General features: G+C 66.5%; 19 protein-coding genes and 1 pseudogene. 17 read left to right on the top strand and 3 right to left on the bottom strand.

Going from position 1 to position 16,116, the window contains the following annotated elements:
- Positions 1 to 169: 169 nt before the first annotated feature.
- From glmS to JF66_RS13950, 13 genes and pseudogenes are all read left to right on the top strand, one after another.
- Positions 170 to 2,020, top strand: coding sequence for a glutamine--fructose-6-phosphate transaminase (isomerizing) (gene glmS / locus JF66_RS14000; RefSeq protein WP_035879085.1), 1,851 nt, complete (start codon positions 170 to 172; stop codon positions 2,018 to 2,020).
- 29 nt (positions 2,021 to 2,049) lie between these two features.
- Positions 2,050 to 2,406 (top strand): holo-ACP synthase, encoded by a 357-nt coding sequence (locus JF66_RS13995; RefSeq protein ID WP_035879084.1) that lies wholly within the window; start codon positions 2,050 to 2,052, stop codon positions 2,404 to 2,406.
- Entirely contained in the window at positions 2,403 to 3,518 is a 1,116-nt protein-coding gene (alr, locus tag JF66_RS13990; protein WP_035879083.1) for an alanine racemase, read from the top strand. Before JF66_RS13995 ends, alr begins: the two co-directional genes overlap by 4 nt.
- Positions 3,511 to 4,008, top strand: coding sequence for a tRNA (adenosine(37)-N6)-threonylcarbamoyltransferase complex ATPase subunit type 1 TsaE (tsaE, locus tag JF66_RS13985; protein ID WP_035879082.1), 498 nt, complete (start codon positions 3,511 to 3,513; stop codon positions 4,006 to 4,008). Before alr ends, tsaE begins: the two co-directional genes overlap by 8 nt.
- A 207-nt stretch (positions 4,009 to 4,215) precedes the next feature.
- Positions 4,216 to 4,488 (top strand): annotated as a pseudogene (locus JF66_RS25360) (sulfite exporter TauE/SafE family protein); the annotation flags it as partial.
- 14 nt (positions 4,489 to 4,502) lie between these two features.
- On the top strand, positions 4,503 to 5,057 hold the full coding sequence (locus JF66_RS13980) for a sulfite exporter TauE/SafE family protein (protein ID WP_051973550.1): 555 nt from the start codon (positions 4,503 to 4,505) through the stop codon (positions 5,055 to 5,057).
- A 9-nt stretch (positions 5,058 to 5,066) separates the two neighbouring features.
- Positions 5,067 to 5,717 carry a tRNA (adenosine(37)-N6)-threonylcarbamoyltransferase complex dimerization subunit type 1 TsaB gene (gene tsaB / locus JF66_RS13975; protein ID WP_035879081.1) on the top strand — a complete coding sequence of 217 codons (651 nt, stop codon included), beginning with the start codon at positions 5,067 to 5,069 and terminating at the stop codon, positions 5,715 to 5,717.
- Positions 5,718 to 6,005, top strand: a complete 288-nt coding sequence (locus JF66_RS25355; RefSeq protein ID WP_369798027.1) for a hypothetical protein — start codon at positions 5,718 to 5,720, stop codon at positions 6,003 to 6,005. It begins immediately after the preceding gene.
- Positions 5,903 to 6,229: a GNAT family N-acetyltransferase gene (locus JF66_RS13970; protein ID WP_369798028.1), complete on the top strand. Its 327-nt coding sequence runs from the start codon at positions 5,903 to 5,905 to the stop codon at positions 6,227 to 6,229. Before JF66_RS25355 ends, JF66_RS13970 begins: the two co-directional genes overlap by 103 nt.
- Position 6,230: 1 nt before the next feature.
- A complete protein-coding gene (gene tsaD, locus JF66_RS13965; protein ID WP_035879080.1) occupies positions 6,231 to 7,298 on the top strand; it encodes a tRNA (adenosine(37)-N6)-threonylcarbamoyltransferase complex transferase subunit TsaD in 1,068 nt (355 codons plus the stop codon).
- 84 nt (positions 7,299 to 7,382) lie between these two features.
- Positions 7,383 to 7,823 (top strand): DUF4190 domain-containing protein, encoded by a 441-nt coding sequence (locus JF66_RS21815; RefSeq protein ID WP_051973549.1) that lies wholly within the window; start codon positions 7,383 to 7,385, stop codon positions 7,821 to 7,823.
- Positions 7,824 to 7,868: 45 nt separating this feature from the next.
- The gene (locus JF66_RS23700) at positions 7,869 to 8,405 is read left to right on the top strand and encodes a hypothetical protein (protein ID WP_035879079.1); all 537 of its coding nucleotides are present in this window, start codon (positions 7,869 to 7,871) and stop codon (positions 8,403 to 8,405) included.
- An 82-nt stretch (positions 8,406 to 8,487) separates the two neighbouring features.
- Complete coding sequence (locus tag JF66_RS13950) at positions 8,488 to 8,886, top strand: hypothetical protein (protein ID WP_035879078.1); 399 nt, start codon at positions 8,488 to 8,490, stop codon at positions 8,884 to 8,886.
- Between the two features lie 64 nt (positions 8,887 to 8,950).
- Here JF66_RS13950 and JF66_RS13945 read toward each other — a convergent pair whose 3' ends face one another.
- Complete coding sequence (locus tag JF66_RS13945) at positions 8,951 to 10,141, bottom strand: SAM-dependent methyltransferase (protein ID WP_035879077.1); 1,191 nt, start codon at positions 10,139 to 10,141, stop codon at positions 8,951 to 8,953.
- Positions 10,142 to 10,271: 130 nt separating this feature from the next.
- On the opposite strand from JF66_RS13945, the gene groES reads away from it, so the two are divergent.
- The 4 genes from groES (at position 10,272) to JF66_RS13925 (ending at position 13,923) form a co-directional block, all read left to right on the top strand.
- Complete coding sequence (groES, locus tag JF66_RS13940; RefSeq protein WP_035840685.1) at positions 10,272 to 10,568, top strand: co-chaperone GroES; 297 nt, start codon at positions 10,272 to 10,274, stop codon at positions 10,566 to 10,568.
- A 105-nt stretch (positions 10,569 to 10,673) separates the two neighbouring features.
- Positions 10,674 to 11,630: an EamA family transporter RarD gene (rarD, locus tag JF66_RS13935; protein ID WP_051973548.1), complete on the top strand. Its 957-nt coding sequence runs from the start codon at positions 10,674 to 10,676 to the stop codon at positions 11,628 to 11,630.
- A gap of 60 nt (positions 11,631 to 11,690) precedes the next feature.
- A complete protein-coding gene (locus JF66_RS13930; protein WP_035879076.1) occupies positions 11,691 to 12,494 on the top strand; it encodes an ABC transporter substrate-binding protein in 804 nt (267 codons plus the stop codon).
- A gap of 127 nt (positions 12,495 to 12,621) precedes the next feature.
- Complete coding sequence (locus tag JF66_RS13925; protein ID WP_035879075.1) at positions 12,622 to 13,923, top strand: ABC transporter substrate-binding protein; 1,302 nt, start codon at positions 12,622 to 12,624, stop codon at positions 13,921 to 13,923.
- 389 nt (positions 13,924 to 14,312) lie between these two features.
- Here JF66_RS13925 and JF66_RS13920 read toward each other — a convergent pair whose 3' ends face one another.
- Together JF66_RS13920 and JF66_RS13915 are read right to left on the bottom strand one after the other, a co-directional pair.
- Positions 14,313 to 15,080 (bottom strand): ABC transporter ATP-binding protein, encoded by a 768-nt coding sequence (locus JF66_RS13920; RefSeq protein WP_035879074.1) that lies wholly within the window; start codon positions 15,078 to 15,080, stop codon positions 14,313 to 14,315.
- Positions 15,067 to 15,987, bottom strand: coding sequence for an ABC transporter ATP-binding protein (locus JF66_RS13915; protein ID WP_035879086.1), 921 nt, complete (start codon positions 15,985 to 15,987; stop codon positions 15,067 to 15,069). The genes JF66_RS13920 and JF66_RS13915 overlap by 14 nt, the downstream gene beginning before the upstream one ends.
- Between the last annotated feature and the right edge of the window lie 129 nt (positions 15,988 to 16,116).

Below are 16,116 nucleotides of genomic sequence, written 5' to 3'. Positions count from 1 at the left end.
CTCTCAGCTGAATGAGTTCAGTCTCTTTCAGGGGAAGACGAGTTGTCGGTGCGAGGGCCGCCCAGTCTGCCCTATCCAGCTCCACGAAGGGGGTACCGTGGCCGTTGTTGCGCGCGCTGAACATCGGATCGGACATTCCACCAAGCTTAGTCCGACTAAAATCAAGGCCATGTGCGGAATCGTAGGTTATGTCGGTAACAGCAAAAGCGTTGAGGTCCTCATGGGCGGACTGCGCAGACTCGAGTATCGGGGGTATGACTCGGCCGGAATCGCGGTCATTGATGATGACGGTACGCTCACCACGGTGAAGCGCGCCGGCAAGCTCAAGGTGCTTGCCGACGAGCTCGCTGCGCACCCGATCACGGACGGCGCAACCGGAATCGGGCACACCCGGTGGGCAACCCACGGCGGCCCCACCGACGAGAACGCCCACCCGCACCTCGGTGACAACGGCAAGCTCGCCCTCATCCACAACGGAATTATCGAGAATTTCGCGCCGCTGCGCGACGAACTTCTCGCCGAGGGATACACCTTCCTGAGTGAAACCGACACCGAGGTCGCCGCCGTTCTCCTCGGCCGCGAGTACCAGCGCGTCGGCGACCTGGGCCAGGCCTTCCGGGCCATCGTGAACCGCCTCGACGGTGCCTTCACGCTGCTCGCCGTTCACGCGGACCAGCCCGGCGTGGTCGTGGGCGCCCGCCGCAACTCCCCGCTCGTGATCGGCCTCGGCGACGGCGAGAACTTCCTCGGCTCAGACGTCGCCGCATTTGTTGAGTACACGCGTCGGGCCGTGGCCATCGGGCAGGACCAGATCGTGACCATCACCGCGGATGCCGTGACCGTGACCGACTTCGAGGGCGTCAGCGTCGAAGCCGAAGAGTTCGACATCGCCTGGGATGCCTCGGCGTCCGACAAGGGCGGCTGGTCCAGCTTCATGGCAAAGGAAGTTTCCGAGCAGCCCGCCGCCGTCGCCAATACACTCTTGGGCCGCATCCACGAAGGCCACGTCGAGGTTCCGGAGCTGACGGCCTTCGGCGACGACGTGCTCGCCGGCATCCGGCGCATCGTCATTGTCGCCTGCGGAACGGCGGCCTACGCCGGCCAGACCGCGAAGTACGCCATCGAGAAGTGGGCACAGGTTCCTGTTGATGTGGAACTGAGCCACGAGTTCCGCTACCGAGACCCGGTGTTGAGCAGCGACACCCTGGTGATCTCCATCAGCCAGTCCGGCGAGACCATGGACACACTGATGGCCGTGAAATACGCCATGTCGCTCGGCGCCAAGGCGATCTCGATCTGCAACACCCAGGGCGCCACCATCCCGCGTGAATCGGACGCTGTGATCTACACGCACGCCGGCCCCGAGGTTGCCGTGGCATCCACCAAGGCGTTCGTCGCCCAGATCTCGGCGCTGTATCTCTTCGCGCTGCACCTCGCCCGCGTGCGCGGCACGCTCAGCGATGCCGAGCAGCTCCAGCAGGTCGAGGAACTGCAGTCGATCCCCGAGAAGATCGCGACGACCCTCCTCGTCGAGGATTCCGTGCGGCAGCTCGCGCGGTACATGTCCGACACTCGCGCGGTGTTGTTCCTCGGGCGTCACGTGGGCTTCCCGATCGCGCTCGAGGGTGCGCTCAAGCTCAAGGAGCTCGCCTACATCCACGCGGAAGGCTTCGCCGCCGGAGAACTCAAGCACGGCCCGATCGCGTTGATCGAGCCGGGCCAGCCCGTTTTCGTTGTGGTTCCGAGCCCGCGAGGGTCCGCGCACCTGCACCCGAAGGTTGTCTCCAACATTCAGGAGATCCGGGCGCGAGGTGCCCGCATCATCGCAATCGCCGAGGTCGGTGACGCCGCGGTGCTGCCGTTCGCGGATACCGTGATCCACATCCCGCTCGCCGGCCCGTTGTTCGAGCCGCTCCTTGCGGTGGTTCCGCTGCAGATGTTCGCCATGGAACTGGCCATCGCCAAGGGGCTCGACGTGGACCAGCCGCGCAATCTCGCCAAATCGGTCACGGTCGAGTAAGCGAACACCGAAAGTCGAAGAGGCAGCGGATGATCCGGGGAATCGGAGTCGACATCGTCGACCTGGCGCGCTTCACGCGCCAGGTCGAGCGAACCCCCGGACTCATCCCGCGGCTCTTCGCCGAGGGCGAGCGCGCCCTGTCGGTGCATTCTCTGGCCGCGCGGTTCGCGGCCAAGGAAGCCCTGATCAAGGCGCTCGGCGACAGCGCAGGAACGACCTGGCAGGAGCTGGAAATCGCGTCCGACTCCCATGGCAACCCGTTCTTCGTCTTGCATGAATCACTGAGATCCGTGATGGCGTTTCGCGGTATCACCTCGCTGCACGTCACCATGACCCATGATGCGGGCGTCGCCTGCGCCTTCGTCGTGGTGGAAGGAGACTCGTGAGCGGCTTCCGCGAGGCGGTCATCGACCTCGAGGCCATCCGCTCGAACGTGCGTCATCTGAGCGCACTCGTCGGCACGCCGCACGTGATGGCCGTCGTCAAGGCCAATGGTTACGGCCACGGTGCCGTGCCGGTCGCCGTCGCGGCGCTGCAGGGCGGGGCCGACTGGCTTGGTGTCGCCGACATCGAGGAGGCCCTCGAGCTGCGCGACGCCGGAATCTCGGCACCGATCCTGGCCTGGCTGCACGACCCGGATGCCGATTTTCACTCGGCCGTGTCCGACGACGTCGACCTGGGCATTTCTTCCGCCCGTCAACTGCAGCAGGCCGCGGATGCCGCCCTCGAGCTGGGCCTGACCGCGGCGGTGCATCTCAAGCTGGATACCGGCCTGAGCCGGAACGGCATACCGGAGTGCGACTGGGCAGAGGTGATGGCCCTGGCCGCCGAGCACGAGCGCGCCGGGCGTCTATCGGTGCGTGGAATCTTCAGCCATCTCTCCAACGCCTCTGCCGATGATGACGCCGAGTCTCTCGAGAGATTCGAACGCGGCCTTGAGGCTGCCCGACGCGCGGGGCTGACGCCCGCGCTCGTGCACCTTGCGGCCTCGGCTGCGGCGCTGCGTCTGCCGGCAGCCCGGTATTCGATGGTGCGCCTCGGTATCGCCGTCTACGGGCTGAGCCCGTTCGACGACGAGTCGTCGGCCCAGCTCGGACTCATACCGGCCATGACTCTGCGCGGGCGGGTGGCAGCAGTGCGGCGCGTGGCGGCGGGCGCGGGCGTGTCCTATGACCACCTCTGGCGCGCGCCGGTCGACTCGACCCTGGCCCTCGTGCCGCTGGGCTACGCCGACGGGATTCCGCGGCAGGCCTCCGGGTTGGCCCGAGTAGGTCTGCGCGACGACACGCATCCGGTCGTCGGCAGAATCGCCATGGACCAGTTCGTGGTCAGTGTGGGTCAGGCCGAGGTGACGGTGGGCGACGACGTCGTGCTTTTCGGCGACCCGAGCACCGGGGTGCCCAGCGCCTCCGACTGGGCGCTCGCGGCACAGACCATCAACTACGACATCGTCACCCGCATCGGGCGGCGCGTACCGCGCAGGCACATCAATGCGTAGCATCGTCGCCGATTCCCAGGCCATGCACGAGTTCGGAATGCAGCTCGCCGCGCGGCTGCGCACGGGCGACCTCGTGGTGCTCACGGGCCCGCTCGGCGCCGGCAAGACCACCCTGACGCGCGGCCTCGGCGAGGGGTTGCACGTGCGCGGCGCGGTGACGAGCCCCACCTTCGTGCTGGCCCGTACGCATCCGAGCACCGTGGACGGGGCGTCACTCGTGCACGTGGACGCCTACCGGCTCTCCGGCGCGATGGAACTCGACGACCTCGACATCGACTTCGCGCATTCCATCGTGGTGGTGGAATGGGGTCGCGGCATGCTCGACGGCATCACGGACTCCTGGCTCGACATCGAGATCGAACGCCCGACCGGCGCCTCGACGGCGGATGTCGCCGCCGACGCCGACCTCGACGCCGACGAACCGCGCACGGTCACCATCACCGCCCATGGCCCCCGCTGGTCACCCGACGCCTGGCCGAACGTTCCCTGACCTGCCCTGCCCCGCCCTGCCCTGCCGCCCGCTCATCCCCAGGCATAACTCCTGCAGATTCTGGCTCGGTCAGAATGGGACCGCGGAATCGCGCGGAAGTGAGGCATAGGCCACCGCGATGTGCAGGAGTTATGCGTCGGGCGCGCGATGCTTGTGCCTTTAGGCTGATGCCATGGCTACCGACATGCACCTTGCTGCACTTCCCTGTTGCGGAGCCGGCACGTGGAGGTGACCACGACGCCGAAGGGCGCGCGCTACTGGATCAGCCTCGTCATCATCGGTCTCATCGGGGGGCTGCTCTCCGGGGCCTTCGGTGTGGGCGGCGGCATCATCATGGTGCCGCTCCTGATCAGCTTCGTGCACATGGATCAGCGCCGTGCCGCAGCCACGTCCCTCGTGGCCATCATCCCTACCGCACTCGTGGGCTCGATTGCCTATTTTGTGAATGACGAGATCGACCTCCTGGCCGCCGGCATCATCGCGGCCGGCGCGTCGTGGGCGCCATCATCGGCGCCGTGCTGCTGCGCCGCATTCCGCTCGTCTGGTTGCGGTGGATGTTCATCGCCCTCATGCTGCTCGTGGCCGTGCGCATGGTGTTGCTGGAACCCGTGCGTGGCGACCAGCTCGAACTGAGCCCGCTGGTGTTCTTCGGGTACATCGCGCTCGGGTTGATCATGGGCATCGCGTCCGGCCTGTTCGGCATCGGCGGCGGCGTGATCGCGGTGCCGGCGCTCGTGGCCATCTTCGGCATCAGCGACCTCGTCGCCAAGGGCACGTCGCTGCTCGTGCTCATTCCCACCGGCGTCGTCGGCACTATCGCCAACCTCCGCGGCGGACTCGTCGACCTGCGCGCGGGCGCGGTCGTGGGGGTCGCCGCCGTTGCGGCATCCATTCCCGGTGTCGCCCTCGCGCTGATCATGACGCCGCGGGTATCGAGCATCCTCTTCGCTGCGCTGCTCGTCGTGGCCGCGGCGCAGCTCGCGGTGAAGGCGCTGCGCGCCCAGCACAAGGCCGCGGGCGCGCGCCCGTCCGGCAGTACGCCCGTATAGGCTTATCGGGTGCTTCTCGCCATTGATACCTCCGCCGGCACGAGCGTGGCCGTCGTGGACCGCGACCGTGGCGTGATCAGCGAACGCCTCGAGGCCGACACCATGCGGCACGCCGAGGTGATCGGCCGCCTCATCCGGGAATGCCTTGCTGAAGCGGATGTCGCGGTGGGCGACCTCTCCGGCGTTGTCGGCGGCATGGGCCCCGGCCCCTTCACCGGCCTGCGTGTGGGCATCGCCGCCGCGCGCGTGTTCGCGCTCGGCGCCGGCGCGCCCCTCGTGCCCGTGGTCAGCCACGACGCGATCGCTTTCGGACGCTATCGCGACGGCCACGTGGGCCCGCTCCTCGTGGTCACCGATGCTCGCCGACGCGAGGTGTACTGGTCGGCCTACAGCGACGCGGATGCCCATGGCCTCCCCAACCGCATCGGCGCGCCCGGCCTCGCCAAGCCCGCCGACCTTGCGCAGTCTGTCGCCCTGCGCGAACCCGACTGGACGCACGCCGATTGGACGCACGCCGACGGCGTGAGCATCTCCGCGGGAGACCTCGGCATGGTCGCCGAGTTGTCATTCGCCTACGGTCGCTCGTTCGCGGCCGACTCGCCGCTCTATCTGCGCTCCCCGGACGTGACTCTGCCCACCGGCCGCAAGCGGGTGAGCTGAGTGACCTGGCAGCTGCGCCGAGCCACCGTGGCCGACCTTGAGGCCATCATGGCGCTCGAAACCAGCATCTTCGAGAACGACGCCTGGTCGAGCGAGATGATGGCCCGTGACGTGGCCGATCCGGCCTGTTACTACCTCGTGGCATTCCCACCCGACCGGCCCGACCGCATCGAGCCTACGCCGGGCTGCTCTCGCCGCGTGGCGCGCCGGAGAGCGATATCCAGACCATCGGCGTCGCCGAGTCGGCTCGCGGCCGAGGGCTCGGTCGCACCCTCATGCTCTCCCTGATCAACGAGGCTCGGACTCGCGGCGCCCGGCAGGTGTTCCTCGAGGTGCGCGCCGACAATCCCTCGGCCCAGGGGCTGTACCGGTCCCTCGGATTCGAGGATCTCGGTGTACGCAAGGGCTACTATCAGCCCGACAACGTCGACGCCGTCGTGATGCGCCTGAACATCCCCACGCCCGAGGCTACCCTCGCCGCCGAAGACACGAGCGCGACCGATGAAAGCTGACATGAACCGCACCGAGCCGCTCGTTCTGGGCATCGAAACGTCCTGCGACGAAACCGGCATCGGTATCGTGCGCGGCACTCGGCTGCTCTCCAACACGATCGCCAGTTCGATGGAGGAGCACGCCCGCTACGGCGGCGTTGTGCCCGAGGTCGCCGCGCGGGCACACCTCGACGAGCTTGTTCCGGCGATCAACGCGGCCGTTGCCGAGGCCGGCATCCGTCTGGAGGACCTCGATGCGATCGCCGTGACCTGCGGTCCCGGCCTCTCGGGTGCGCTCATGGTGGGCGTCGGAGCCGCGAAGGCCCTTGCGCTCGCCCTCGACAAGCCCATCTACGCGGTCAACCACCTCGTCGGCCACGTGGGCGCCGACCTGCTGCGCACCGGCGCGCACTCCGACGAGGAGCCGCTGGAATACCCGACGATCGCCCTGCTCGTCTCGGGCGGCCACACCTCGCTGCTGCTGGTGCGCAACCTCACGAGCGACGTCGAACTGCTCGGTGAGACCATCGACGACGCGGCGGGGGAGGCCTTCGACAAGGTGGCCCGCGTGCTCGGCATGCTGTATCCCGGCGGCCCACGCATCGACGCGGCGGCGCTCACCGGCGACGCCACCGCCATCCGCTTTCCCCGCGGACTGAGCAAGCAGAAAGACATGGAGAAGCACCGCTACGACTTCTCGTTCTCCGGGCTCAAGACCTCTGTTGCCCGCTGGGTCGAACAGCGTGAAGACGCCGGTGAGCCGATACCGGTGAACGACGTCGCGGCCAGCTTTCGCGAGGCGGTCGTCGACACCCTGCTCACCAAGGCCGTGGCGGCCTGCGTCGACTACGGCGTGCCGCGACTGCTGCTCGGGGGCGGAGTGATCGCCAACGCCCGGCTGCGCCAGGTGGCGATCGAACGAACGGATGCCGCCGGCATCGCCCTGCGCATCCCGCCCCTCTCCCTGTGCACAGACAACGGCGCCATGATCGCCGCGCTCGGCGCGCAGCTGATCATGACCGGACACGAGCCGTCTTCGCTGGATTTCGGGGCAGATTCCACTCTCCCGGTGTCGCAGATCCAGGCATGAAATACGCCCTCACCAAGCTATTTTCTCCGGGACGGGATATTCTGGGGCAGAGCCCGCCCGTTGTTTTGCCTGAGGAGTCCTCACATGTCTGATCCCACCGGAAACACTCCGCCGTCACAACCACCGAATGACTCGACACCCGCGGTGGTGCCGTCCGTGCCGCCTGTGGTTGTCCCCACGTATCAGGCCCAGCCGGCACCGATCTATGCCGCGCCTGCGGCACCCGGCCAGCTGTCCGACGGCCAGGGCTCCGACGGCCAGCCGACCGCACCGCCGCCCTTCAATGTGCTGTCCATCGTGTCGTTTGTAAGCGCCTTCGTCGTCTCGCTGGCCGCCGTCATCTGCGGGCACATCGCGCTGTCACAGATCAAGAAAACGGGGGAACGAGGACGTGGCTTCGCGATCGCCGGTCTGGTGCTCGGCTACATCGGCCTGGTCTCCGGGATCATTGCGATCATCCTCTTTTTCGTCTTCCTGTCGATCCTCGCCACCAACCCGAATTACAACCCGTACGGCAACTTCTAGCCATGCACACGCTGTATCCGTACACACTGGAAAGGAACGAACTCCATGAGTGATCCCCAGAACCCGCAGGTCCCCGACGTTCCGGACGTGCCGTCTGCTCCCGAGACACCCTCGGTGCCTCCCGTCAGCCCACCGCCGGCGCCTCCGGCACCACCCGCTCCGAGCGCGGCCACCCCGCCGCCCGCCTACGGCGCTCCCACGCCGCCGCCGGCATACGGTGCACCCACCCCGCCGCCCCCCGCGTACGGCGCTCCGGCGAACCCGTACCAGGCCACCCCGTACGCTGGCGCCCCGGCCAAGAAGCAGCCGATGTTGAGCATCTTCGCCATGATCGCGGGCGTTATCGGGCTGGTCGGCGCTCCCATCGCCTTCATCCCGTTCGTCGGCGGCTTCCTCGGGCTGTTCTTTCCGGCAGCCGGCGTGGTGCTCGGATTCATGGGTAAAAAGCGTGAGCCGGCCGCCCGCGGTTTCTGGCTCACCGGAATCATCACCGGCTTCGTGGCGCTGGCACTCATGCTGCTGAGCTTCCTTCTTTACGCGATTCTGTTCGCCACGGCCAACACCAGCGGCTACAACTACTAGGATTTGCCGAACCAGTATCACTGAGTTACGCAACACCGAGAGGGTGCCGACCGGCACCCTCTCGTCACACCGGAGGATCGCCATGAGTGGAGCACACCGCGACGCGGAAGCGACCACTGACGCGTTCCGGTTCGACTCGCCGCCGCGCCGTTCCGACGGTCAGCTGGCGTGGGAGTCCACCATTACGGCGCCCACGGAATGGGTGCCGTACGTCTACACGGATGCCGAGGTGCACACGTTGACGACCAGGCGGCGCATCTCGGTCGCGTCGCTGGTCTGCGGCGGCCTCGGCCTGCTGGTCGGTATTTTCGGTGTCTGGGGCATCGTCCTGTCGCTCGCGGGCGTGATCCTGGCCGTCGTCGCACGCAACACGGAGCACCGTGCCATGGCCCTCTGGGCGAGTGGCCTCGTGGCCGGTCTCGCGGGCGTGGCGCTCGGCGTGGGCTGGTTCATCTACGTCACACAGACGATCCTGGTCTAGGCAACGAGCAGGCAGGCAGCTGTTGTTCAGGGGCGCTGTCGTTCAGGTGCGGTGCCGTTCAGGTTCAGCGCACGCGCTCCACCAGCAGGGCCACCCGGTGGCCGGCCACCCGGGTGAGCACGAGCGTCGCCGATTCTGACCCCTTGAGTTTCAAGCGCGTGCGCAGGGTAGCCGGATCCACGTCCACGCCTCGTTTCTTGATCTCGAGCGTACCGATGTGGCGTTCCTGCAGCGCGATGCGCAACTTCTTCTCGTCCACGGGGAGCACCTCGAGTACCCGGAACGCGCTCGCGAACGGTGTCTTCACGAGCGTCGGCGCAGTCAGGTACGCAATTCCCTCGCTGAGCATCTCGGCGTCGAGCGTGCGTGCGAGATCTCCGATCAGCCGCGCGCGAATGATGGCGCCGTCCGGCTCGTACACGTACGTTCCCAGCTCGCCCACGGGGGCGTCCTCGCTGTCGGCGGCAGCCGTGAGCTCCGCGACGCCGTTCGGTGTGAGCAGGAGCGCCGACCGACGGATGCCCGCACGTGCGAGCGCGCCGAACCACAGCCCCATTTCCACGAGCTGGCCATCAACCGATACCCACTGTGCCTCTGCGTCCTGCGGGATCTGATCACGGTCGTGACCCGGACCGAGTTTCACGCCGATGGGCATCCGCTCGCTCAGGCCGAAGGCCCAATCGAGGGAGGGGGAGTAATCTTCCGGTCGGGTGAGGCGGGACGTGTTGCTGTGCCCGCTCGTGCGGCGTGCCGGGTCGAGCCAGGCGGCATCGAACTCGTCGAGGTTGACCTTCTCGGCGTCGGAGTGCCGCACACTCGCTTGCGGGAACGGCGCGAGGTTGTAGCTGGCGACGGTGGCGGTGACCTCGTCGGCGTCGACTGCGGTCACGTCGAGGTCGATCGCGGCCATGGCCATGGCGTCGCCACCGATGCCGCAGCCCAGATCGACGACCCGTGGCTTCCCGCCGAGAGCGGCGAATCGGCCGGCGTGCAGGGCAGCCACGCGCAGGCGGGTGGCCTGTTCGAGTCCGGCCTCGGTGAACAGCATGCGGCTGGCGAACTCGCCGAACTTCGGCAGGGCCTTGGCGCGCAGCCGAGCCTGGCTCAGGGCCGCGGCCACGAGACCGGGGGCGTGGCCGGCCTTGCGCAGGTCACTGACCGTCTTGAGAACATCGATCGTGTCGTACGGCGGAAGGGAGTCGAGCAGGCGGAGGCCCTCGGGCGAAAGCAGCTCGACGAGCTCGGTGCGTTCCATTGAATAAACCTACCAATCCCGCCCGGGTCTGGCACTCACGTTGCGTGAGTGCCAGAAGGGCCCTAAGCTCGATTTAGCACTCTCGTTGTGAGTCTGCTAACCCATATCTTCGTAAAGAAAGAGGTCAACCGTGTCGGTCTCCATCAAGCCGCTCGAGGATCGCATCGTCATCAAGCAGGTCGACGCTGAGCAGACGACCGCTTCAGGGCTCGTCATTCCTGACACCGCCAAGGAAAAGCCCCAGGAGGGCGAAGTTGTTGCAGTCGGCCCCGGCCGCATCGACGACAAGGGCAACCGCGTTCCCCTCGACATCGCCGTCGGCGACAAGGTTCTCTACTCCAAGTACGGCGGAACCGAGGTCAAGTTCGGTGGCGATGACCTTCTGGTTCTCTCCGCGCGCGACGTACTCGCGGTCGTTGTCCGCTAAGACGGCGTACATTTAGTGCGACCCCGCACGTGAGTTGACTCCCGAATGGCCTGGCCATTCGGGAGTTTTCTTTTGTGGTTGTGCCCCTCTTCAGCAAGGACCCTCATGACGGATGCCGCTCCCACTCAGACCGGTTCAGCGACGCTGGCCGCCCGCCACGAGAGCCGCCAGGGGCTGATCTTCGGCTTCCTCGCCTACGGGCTCTGGGGCATCCTTCCGCTCTACTTCTTGCTGTTGGCACCGACCGGACCGTTCGAGGTAGTGGCCTGGCGGGTGCTGTTCTCGCTCGTCTTCTGCGCCCTGATCATCACCGTGACGCGCAAATGGTCGCTGCTGTTCGGGGTTCTCCGTCAGCGGCGGGTGATGCTCATCATGGGACTGGCCGGTGTGCTCATCTTCGTGAATTGGCAAACCTACGTATACGCGGCCATGACCGGTCACGTCGTCGAGGCTGCCCTCGGCTACTTCATCAACCCGATCGTCACGGTGTTCCTCGGCGTGCTCGTGCTGCGGGAGCGTCTGCGCCGCATCCAGTGGATCGCCGTTGGCATCAGCATCCTGGCCGTCGTTGTGCTGACGATCGGTTATGGAACCCTGCCCTGGCTCTCCCTGGTGCTGGCCTTCTCCTTCGGCTTCTACGGTCTGATCAAGAAACGCGTGGGGAGCAGCGTGGATGCCGTCACCGGCCTGACGCTCGAAACCGCCTGGCTCGCGCCCGTGGCGATCATCCAGCTCGTCGTGGTGGCCGGATTCTCCGGGCTCACGTTCGGCACGGTGTCGCCCCTGCACACCATGGGCCTGCTGGCCGCGGGCGTGGTCACGGCAGTGCCGCTTCTGTTGTTTGCCGCGGCCGCGCGGCGGCTTCCGCTCACCGTTCTGGGACTCATTCAGTTTCTCGCACCCGTGATGCAATTCCTCGTGGGGGTGTTCGTTTTGAACGAGCCGATGCCCCCGGAACGCTGGGCAGGCTTTGCCCTCGTGTGGGTGGCCCTGATCATGCTGACCGTCGACATGATCGCATCCGGCCGGGCTCCCCGGCGAGCGTCCCTCGAACCGGCCTGATCCGTAGATACCCTCGGACTGAGCACACGCCTGCGTGTGTGCACGCCCCGAGAGGATTCCATGTTGCGCCCCGCACTCTTCCGCCCCGTCCTGTTCCGCCCCGCCGTGACTCGTTTCGCACCGTCCGGCTCGGTGCGGCCTCGAGCCGCTCGCTCGCGGGTGGTCCCGGTCGTGGTGATCGCGACCGGAGCCCTGCTGCTGGGTCTCACCGGGTGTTCGGAGCCCATGCCGGTCAAACCGTCTGCGACTCCCTCGAGCACGGCTCTCCCTGCGCCCACCGGTGATGGACTGCTGCGCATCGGCACCATGTTTCCGATGACCGGTGACACGGCGGCGAGCGGAGCCGCCCAGGTGGCCGGCTCGCAGGTGGCGGCCCGGGAGATCGATTCCCAGGGAGGAGTGTTGGGGCAGCCCATCCAGCTCATCCATCGCAATTCCGCCGGCGACGAGCCGGCCGCCCTGGCCGACCTCACGGCCCGTGCCGTCGATGCCGTGTTGTGGGACGCCGGCAGCGCTGTGCGGCCGGAGGTGCCGGCGTCCGTCGCTCCGGCCGCCCTGTTGCCGCTCAACGAGCTCGTGAACGGCGGAACCCCGCTCGCGGCGGGTGAGGACTTCGCCCAGCGGCTCAGAATGGCCGATCCGGGGCTCACCGACACGGCCGGCGGCGCGGAGGCGTACGACGGGGTGATTGCCACCGCGCTCGCCGCGATGGTCACGGGAGACGACGGGGCGGGCTCGATCGAAACGGGGTGGGTCACCGTGCGGCAGGGACCGACGGTCTGTACGTCATGGGGCGAATGCCTGCTGGCGCTCAGCGAAGGGCAGCACATCGAATACCAAGGAATCACCGGCAGTCAATCGTAACGATTTGGTCGCTTTACACGGTTGTAACCTGCATTTCACGCGTGAAGTGCCTCCGGGTGTTTAGGGTGTCATAACGGCAGTCACCCGTCTGCCATTTGTACGCCTTTTCCTATTCCCAAGGAGCAACATGAGCGTTTTCGCGAAGGCATCTGCCTCCCGCTCAGTTCGTGCCGTTTTCACCGGTATTGCCATGGTCGGCGTGAGCGCATTGCTGCTCACCGGATGCGCCTCAGGCGCCGGCACCACGTCCACCGATGCCGCCACTCCCGCTGCGAGCGGCGACGCCAAGCCGGTCACCGCCGGCACCCGTGACCTCACCCTCAAGATCGGCACGCTGCTTCCGCAGAGTGGTGGCCTTGCCTTCCTCGGCCCGCCCGAAGAAGCCGGTGTGCAGTTGGCCGTGAATGACATCAACGCCGCGAACCTGGGTATGCAGGTCGAGGTCGTCAAGCGTGACTCGGGTGACACCACCACCGATACCGCCACCACGTCCGTGACCGACCTTCTCTCGCAGAACGTCAGCGCGATCGTCGGAGCGGCCTCCTCTGGAGTGTCCAAGACCGTGATCGACAAGATCACCGGCGCCGGCGTCGTGCAGTTCTCCCCGGCCAACACCTCGGCAGAGTTCACCAACTACCCCGACAAGGGCCTGTACTTCCGCACCGCCCCGTCTGACATCCTGCAGGGCGAGGTGCTCGGCACCCAGATCGCCAACGACGGTGTCGCCACGCTCGGCCTGATCGTGCTCAACGACGCCTACGGAACCGGCCTCGCCGAAACCGTCACCAAGACGTTCGAGAGCTCGGGCGGCAAGGTCGTTGCCACCTCACTGTTCAACGAGGGAGAGTCCAACTTCGCCTCGCAGATCGCTGAGGTCACGGCGCAGAACCCCGAGGCGATCGCTCTGATCACGTTCGACCAGGCGAAGGTCATCGTTCCCGCACTCGTAGGCGGCGGCTTCCCGGGCGACAAGCTCTACTTTGTCGACGGTAACCTGTCCGACTACAGCGCGGACTTCTCCGCCGGTCTCGTCGAAGGTTCCAAGGGCACCCTGCCCGGCCTCGATGTCACCACCCTCGGTGACTTCACGACACGACTCCTCGAGGTCGACCCGAACCTCAAGGACTTCAGCTACGCGGCAGAGTCCTATGACGCCGTCATGCTGATCGCGCTCGCGGCCTACGCGGCCAACGACACGTCAGGCCAGTCGATCGCCGACTTCCTGCGCCAGGTATCCGGCGGAACCGGCGACGGCACCACGGTGAAGCAGGACTTCGCAGCCGGCGCGGACGCCCTCGCCAAGGGTGAGCAGATCAACTACGACGGTTTCTCGGGACCGGTCACGTTTGACGAGCACGGCGACCCGACCGAGGCAACCATCGGCGTGTACCAGTACAACGCGGATAACACGTACTCGCGCATCAACTAGCACCACCCGCACCAGGAAGGGCCCCGGCACTCGCCGGGGCCCTTCTGCGTGCCCGTGGGGATGCTCGGTGGCTCGGGGCGCTTCGGGCCGCAGGGGGGCCGTGGACGGCCGGGTCGGAAGATCGACCTGCGGGGTCTCGATCTCGACACGCTCGATCCAAGCGCTCCTGCGTCGCGCCTCGACCTGCGGGGTCTCGATCTCGACACGCTCGATCCAAGCGCTCCTTCGTCGCGCCTCGACCAGCGGAGGGCCCGTTGGTCCAGGCGCGAGGTACAAGCGTGTCGAGATCGAGGTCTGGGGAGACATTCTCCAGTGTCCGCGCCGGGACCGGCACACAGAAGCGGCGCCCGAGACTGTGTCTCGGGCGCCGCCAGGTGGTTCGGGTCGAGCTAGTCCTGTCCGAGGGTGCCGAGATACAGACCGATCACCTTGGGGTCGTTGAGCAGCTCGCGTCCGGTGCCCGTGTACGCGTCCCGGCCCTGATCGAGCACGTAGCCGCGGTCGCAGATCTGCAGGCACCGACGGGCGTTCTGCTCCACCATGATCGTGGTCACGCCGGCCTTGTTGATCTCCTTCACCCGGAGAAAAGCCTCGTCCTGACGAACCGGGGAGAGGCCGGCAGACGGCTCGTCAAGCAGCAGCACGTGCGGACCCATCATGAGCGCGCGGCTCATGGCGACCATCTGCCGTTCTCCGCCCGAGAGCGAGCCGGCGCGCTGAGACATCCGCTTGCCGAGTTCGGGGAAGATGTCGGTGACGAACGTGAGGCGTTCCGTGAGGCCCTTGGGATTCTGGAAGATTCCCATCTCGAGGTTCTCCCGAATGGTCAGGGTGGGGAACACATTGTTGTTCTGCGGAACGAAACCAACACCCTGGGCGACCAGCTTGTTGGCCTTGAGATTCGTGATGTTCTTACCGCGCAGCAGGATCTCACCGTCGCGCACCTTTACCTGGCCGAAGATCGACTTGAGAAGGGTCGACTTGCCGGCGCCGTTCGGGCCGATGATCCCGATCAGCTCGCCGTCATAGGCGGTGAGGGAGCATGAGTTGAGAATATTCACTCCGGTGACGTACCCGGCGGTGACGTTCTTCACCTCGACGACGGCCTCCCGGGTGGGAACTGCAACCGGCTCGGCGAGGGGGCTAGCGTTCGTCATCGAGCAACTCCTTGATCGCTGCAACGTGCTGGGTCTCGTCGGAGGGATCTTCGCCGAGGTCTTCATCGTGGTGCTGGCCGAGATACGCGTCGATCACGGCCGGGTTGCGCATGACCTCGTGCGGGTCGCCCTCGGCGACCACCTTGCCCTCGGCCATCACGATCACCCAGTCGGCGATGTGACGCACCATGTGCATGTCGTGCTCCACGAACAGTACGGTCATTCCCTGCGCCTTGAGGCCGAGCACATGGTCCAGCAGTGACTGGGTGAGCGCCGGGTTGACCCCCGCCATCGGCTCGTCGAGCATGACGAGGGTCGGATCGCTCATCAAAGCGCGTGCCATCTCCAGCAGCTTGCGCTGGCCTCCGGACAGGCTGGCCGCGTAGTCGTCTTTCTTGGCGTCAAGTTTGAATCGCGTCAGCAGATCGATTGCCTTGGCCTCGTTCTCGGTCTCCTGTTTACGCCACAGGAACGGGAAAAGGGCACGGATCAGGTTCTCGCCGATCTGGCCCTTGGCCCCGAGCAGCATGTTGTCCATGACTGTCAGCAGGCCGAGGGCCTTGGTGAGCTGGAACGTGCGGATCTGACCGAGACGCGCCACGCGATAGGCGGGCACCCCGGCGAGCGGCTTGCCGTCGAACGTCCACTTGCCCGTGTCCGGCTTGTCGAATCCGGTGAGCAGGTTGAACAGGGTGGTCTTTCCGGCCCCGTTTGGCCCGATGAGCGCCGTGATGGCGTTGCGGGGGATCTCGATGTGGTCCACGTCGACGGCGGTCAGCCCGCCGAATGTGCGGCTCACTTTGTCGACGATCAGGATGGGATCCCGCTTCTTGCAGCCGGGCTCCGCCTCCCCGATGTGCAGGTCGACGCTCTTGATCGGCTTTGCCGTGGGAACGACCGGAACCACGGGAACGTTCGGAATGTCGGAATTCACGTTACTGGACAAAGGCCAACTCCTTCTTGTTTCCGAAGATGCCTTGCGGTCTGAAGATCACGATCAGCATGATGGCAACCCCCACGAGGATGAAACGAACCT

The sequence above is a fragment of the Cryobacterium sp. MLB-32 genome, assembly GCF_000738085.1.
In the GTDB taxonomy this organism is placed as follows: domain Bacteria; phylum Actinomycetota; class Actinomycetes; order Actinomycetales; family Microbacteriaceae; genus Cryobacterium.
This window is presented reverse-complemented; position numbering and strand designations above follow the sequence as displayed.

Excerpts from the sequence above, each read along its gene's own strand:
- JF66_RS21815 (WP_051973549.1), top strand. The coding sequence starts at position 7,383 with ATGTCTGATCCCACCGGAAACACTCCGCCGTCACAACCACCGAATGAC.
- tsaD (WP_035879080.1), top strand. The coding sequence starts at position 6,231 with ATGAACCGCACCGAGCCGCTCGTTCTGGGCATCGAAACGTCCTGCGAC.
- JF66_RS13995 (WP_035879084.1), top strand. The coding sequence starts at position 2,050 with ATGATCCGGGGAATCGGAGTCGACATCGTCGACCTGGCGCGCTTCACG.
- tsaE (WP_035879082.1), top strand. The coding sequence starts at position 3,511 with ATGCGTAGCATCGTCGCCGATTCCCAGGCCATGCACGAGTTCGGAATG.
- JF66_RS13925 (WP_035879075.1), top strand. The coding sequence starts at position 12,622 with ATGAGCGTTTTCGCGAAGGCATCTGCCTCCCGCTCAGTTCGTGCCGTT.
- rarD (WP_051973548.1), top strand. The coding sequence starts at position 10,674 with ATGACGGATGCCGCTCCCACTCAGACCGGTTCAGCGACGCTGGCCGCC.
- JF66_RS23700 (WP_035879079.1), top strand. The coding sequence starts at position 7,869 with ATGAGTGATCCCCAGAACCCGCAGGTCCCCGACGTTCCGGACGTGCCG.
- JF66_RS13930 (WP_035879076.1), top strand. The coding sequence starts at position 11,691 with ATGTTGCGCCCCGCACTCTTCCGCCCCGTCCTGTTCCGCCCCGCCGTG.
- JF66_RS13945 (WP_035879077.1), bottom strand. The coding sequence starts at position 10,141 with ATGGAACGCACCGAGCTCGTCGAGCTGCTTTCGCCCGAGGGCCTCCGC.
- JF66_RS13950 (WP_035879078.1), top strand. The coding sequence starts at position 8,488 with ATGAGTGGAGCACACCGCGACGCGGAAGCGACCACTGACGCGTTCCGG.
- glmS (WP_035879085.1), top strand. The coding sequence starts at position 170 with ATGTGCGGAATCGTAGGTTATGTCGGTAACAGCAAAAGCGTTGAGGTC.
- JF66_RS13920 (WP_035879074.1), bottom strand. The coding sequence starts at position 15,080 with ATGACGAACGCTAGCCCCCTCGCCGAGCCGGTTGCAGTTCCCACCCGG.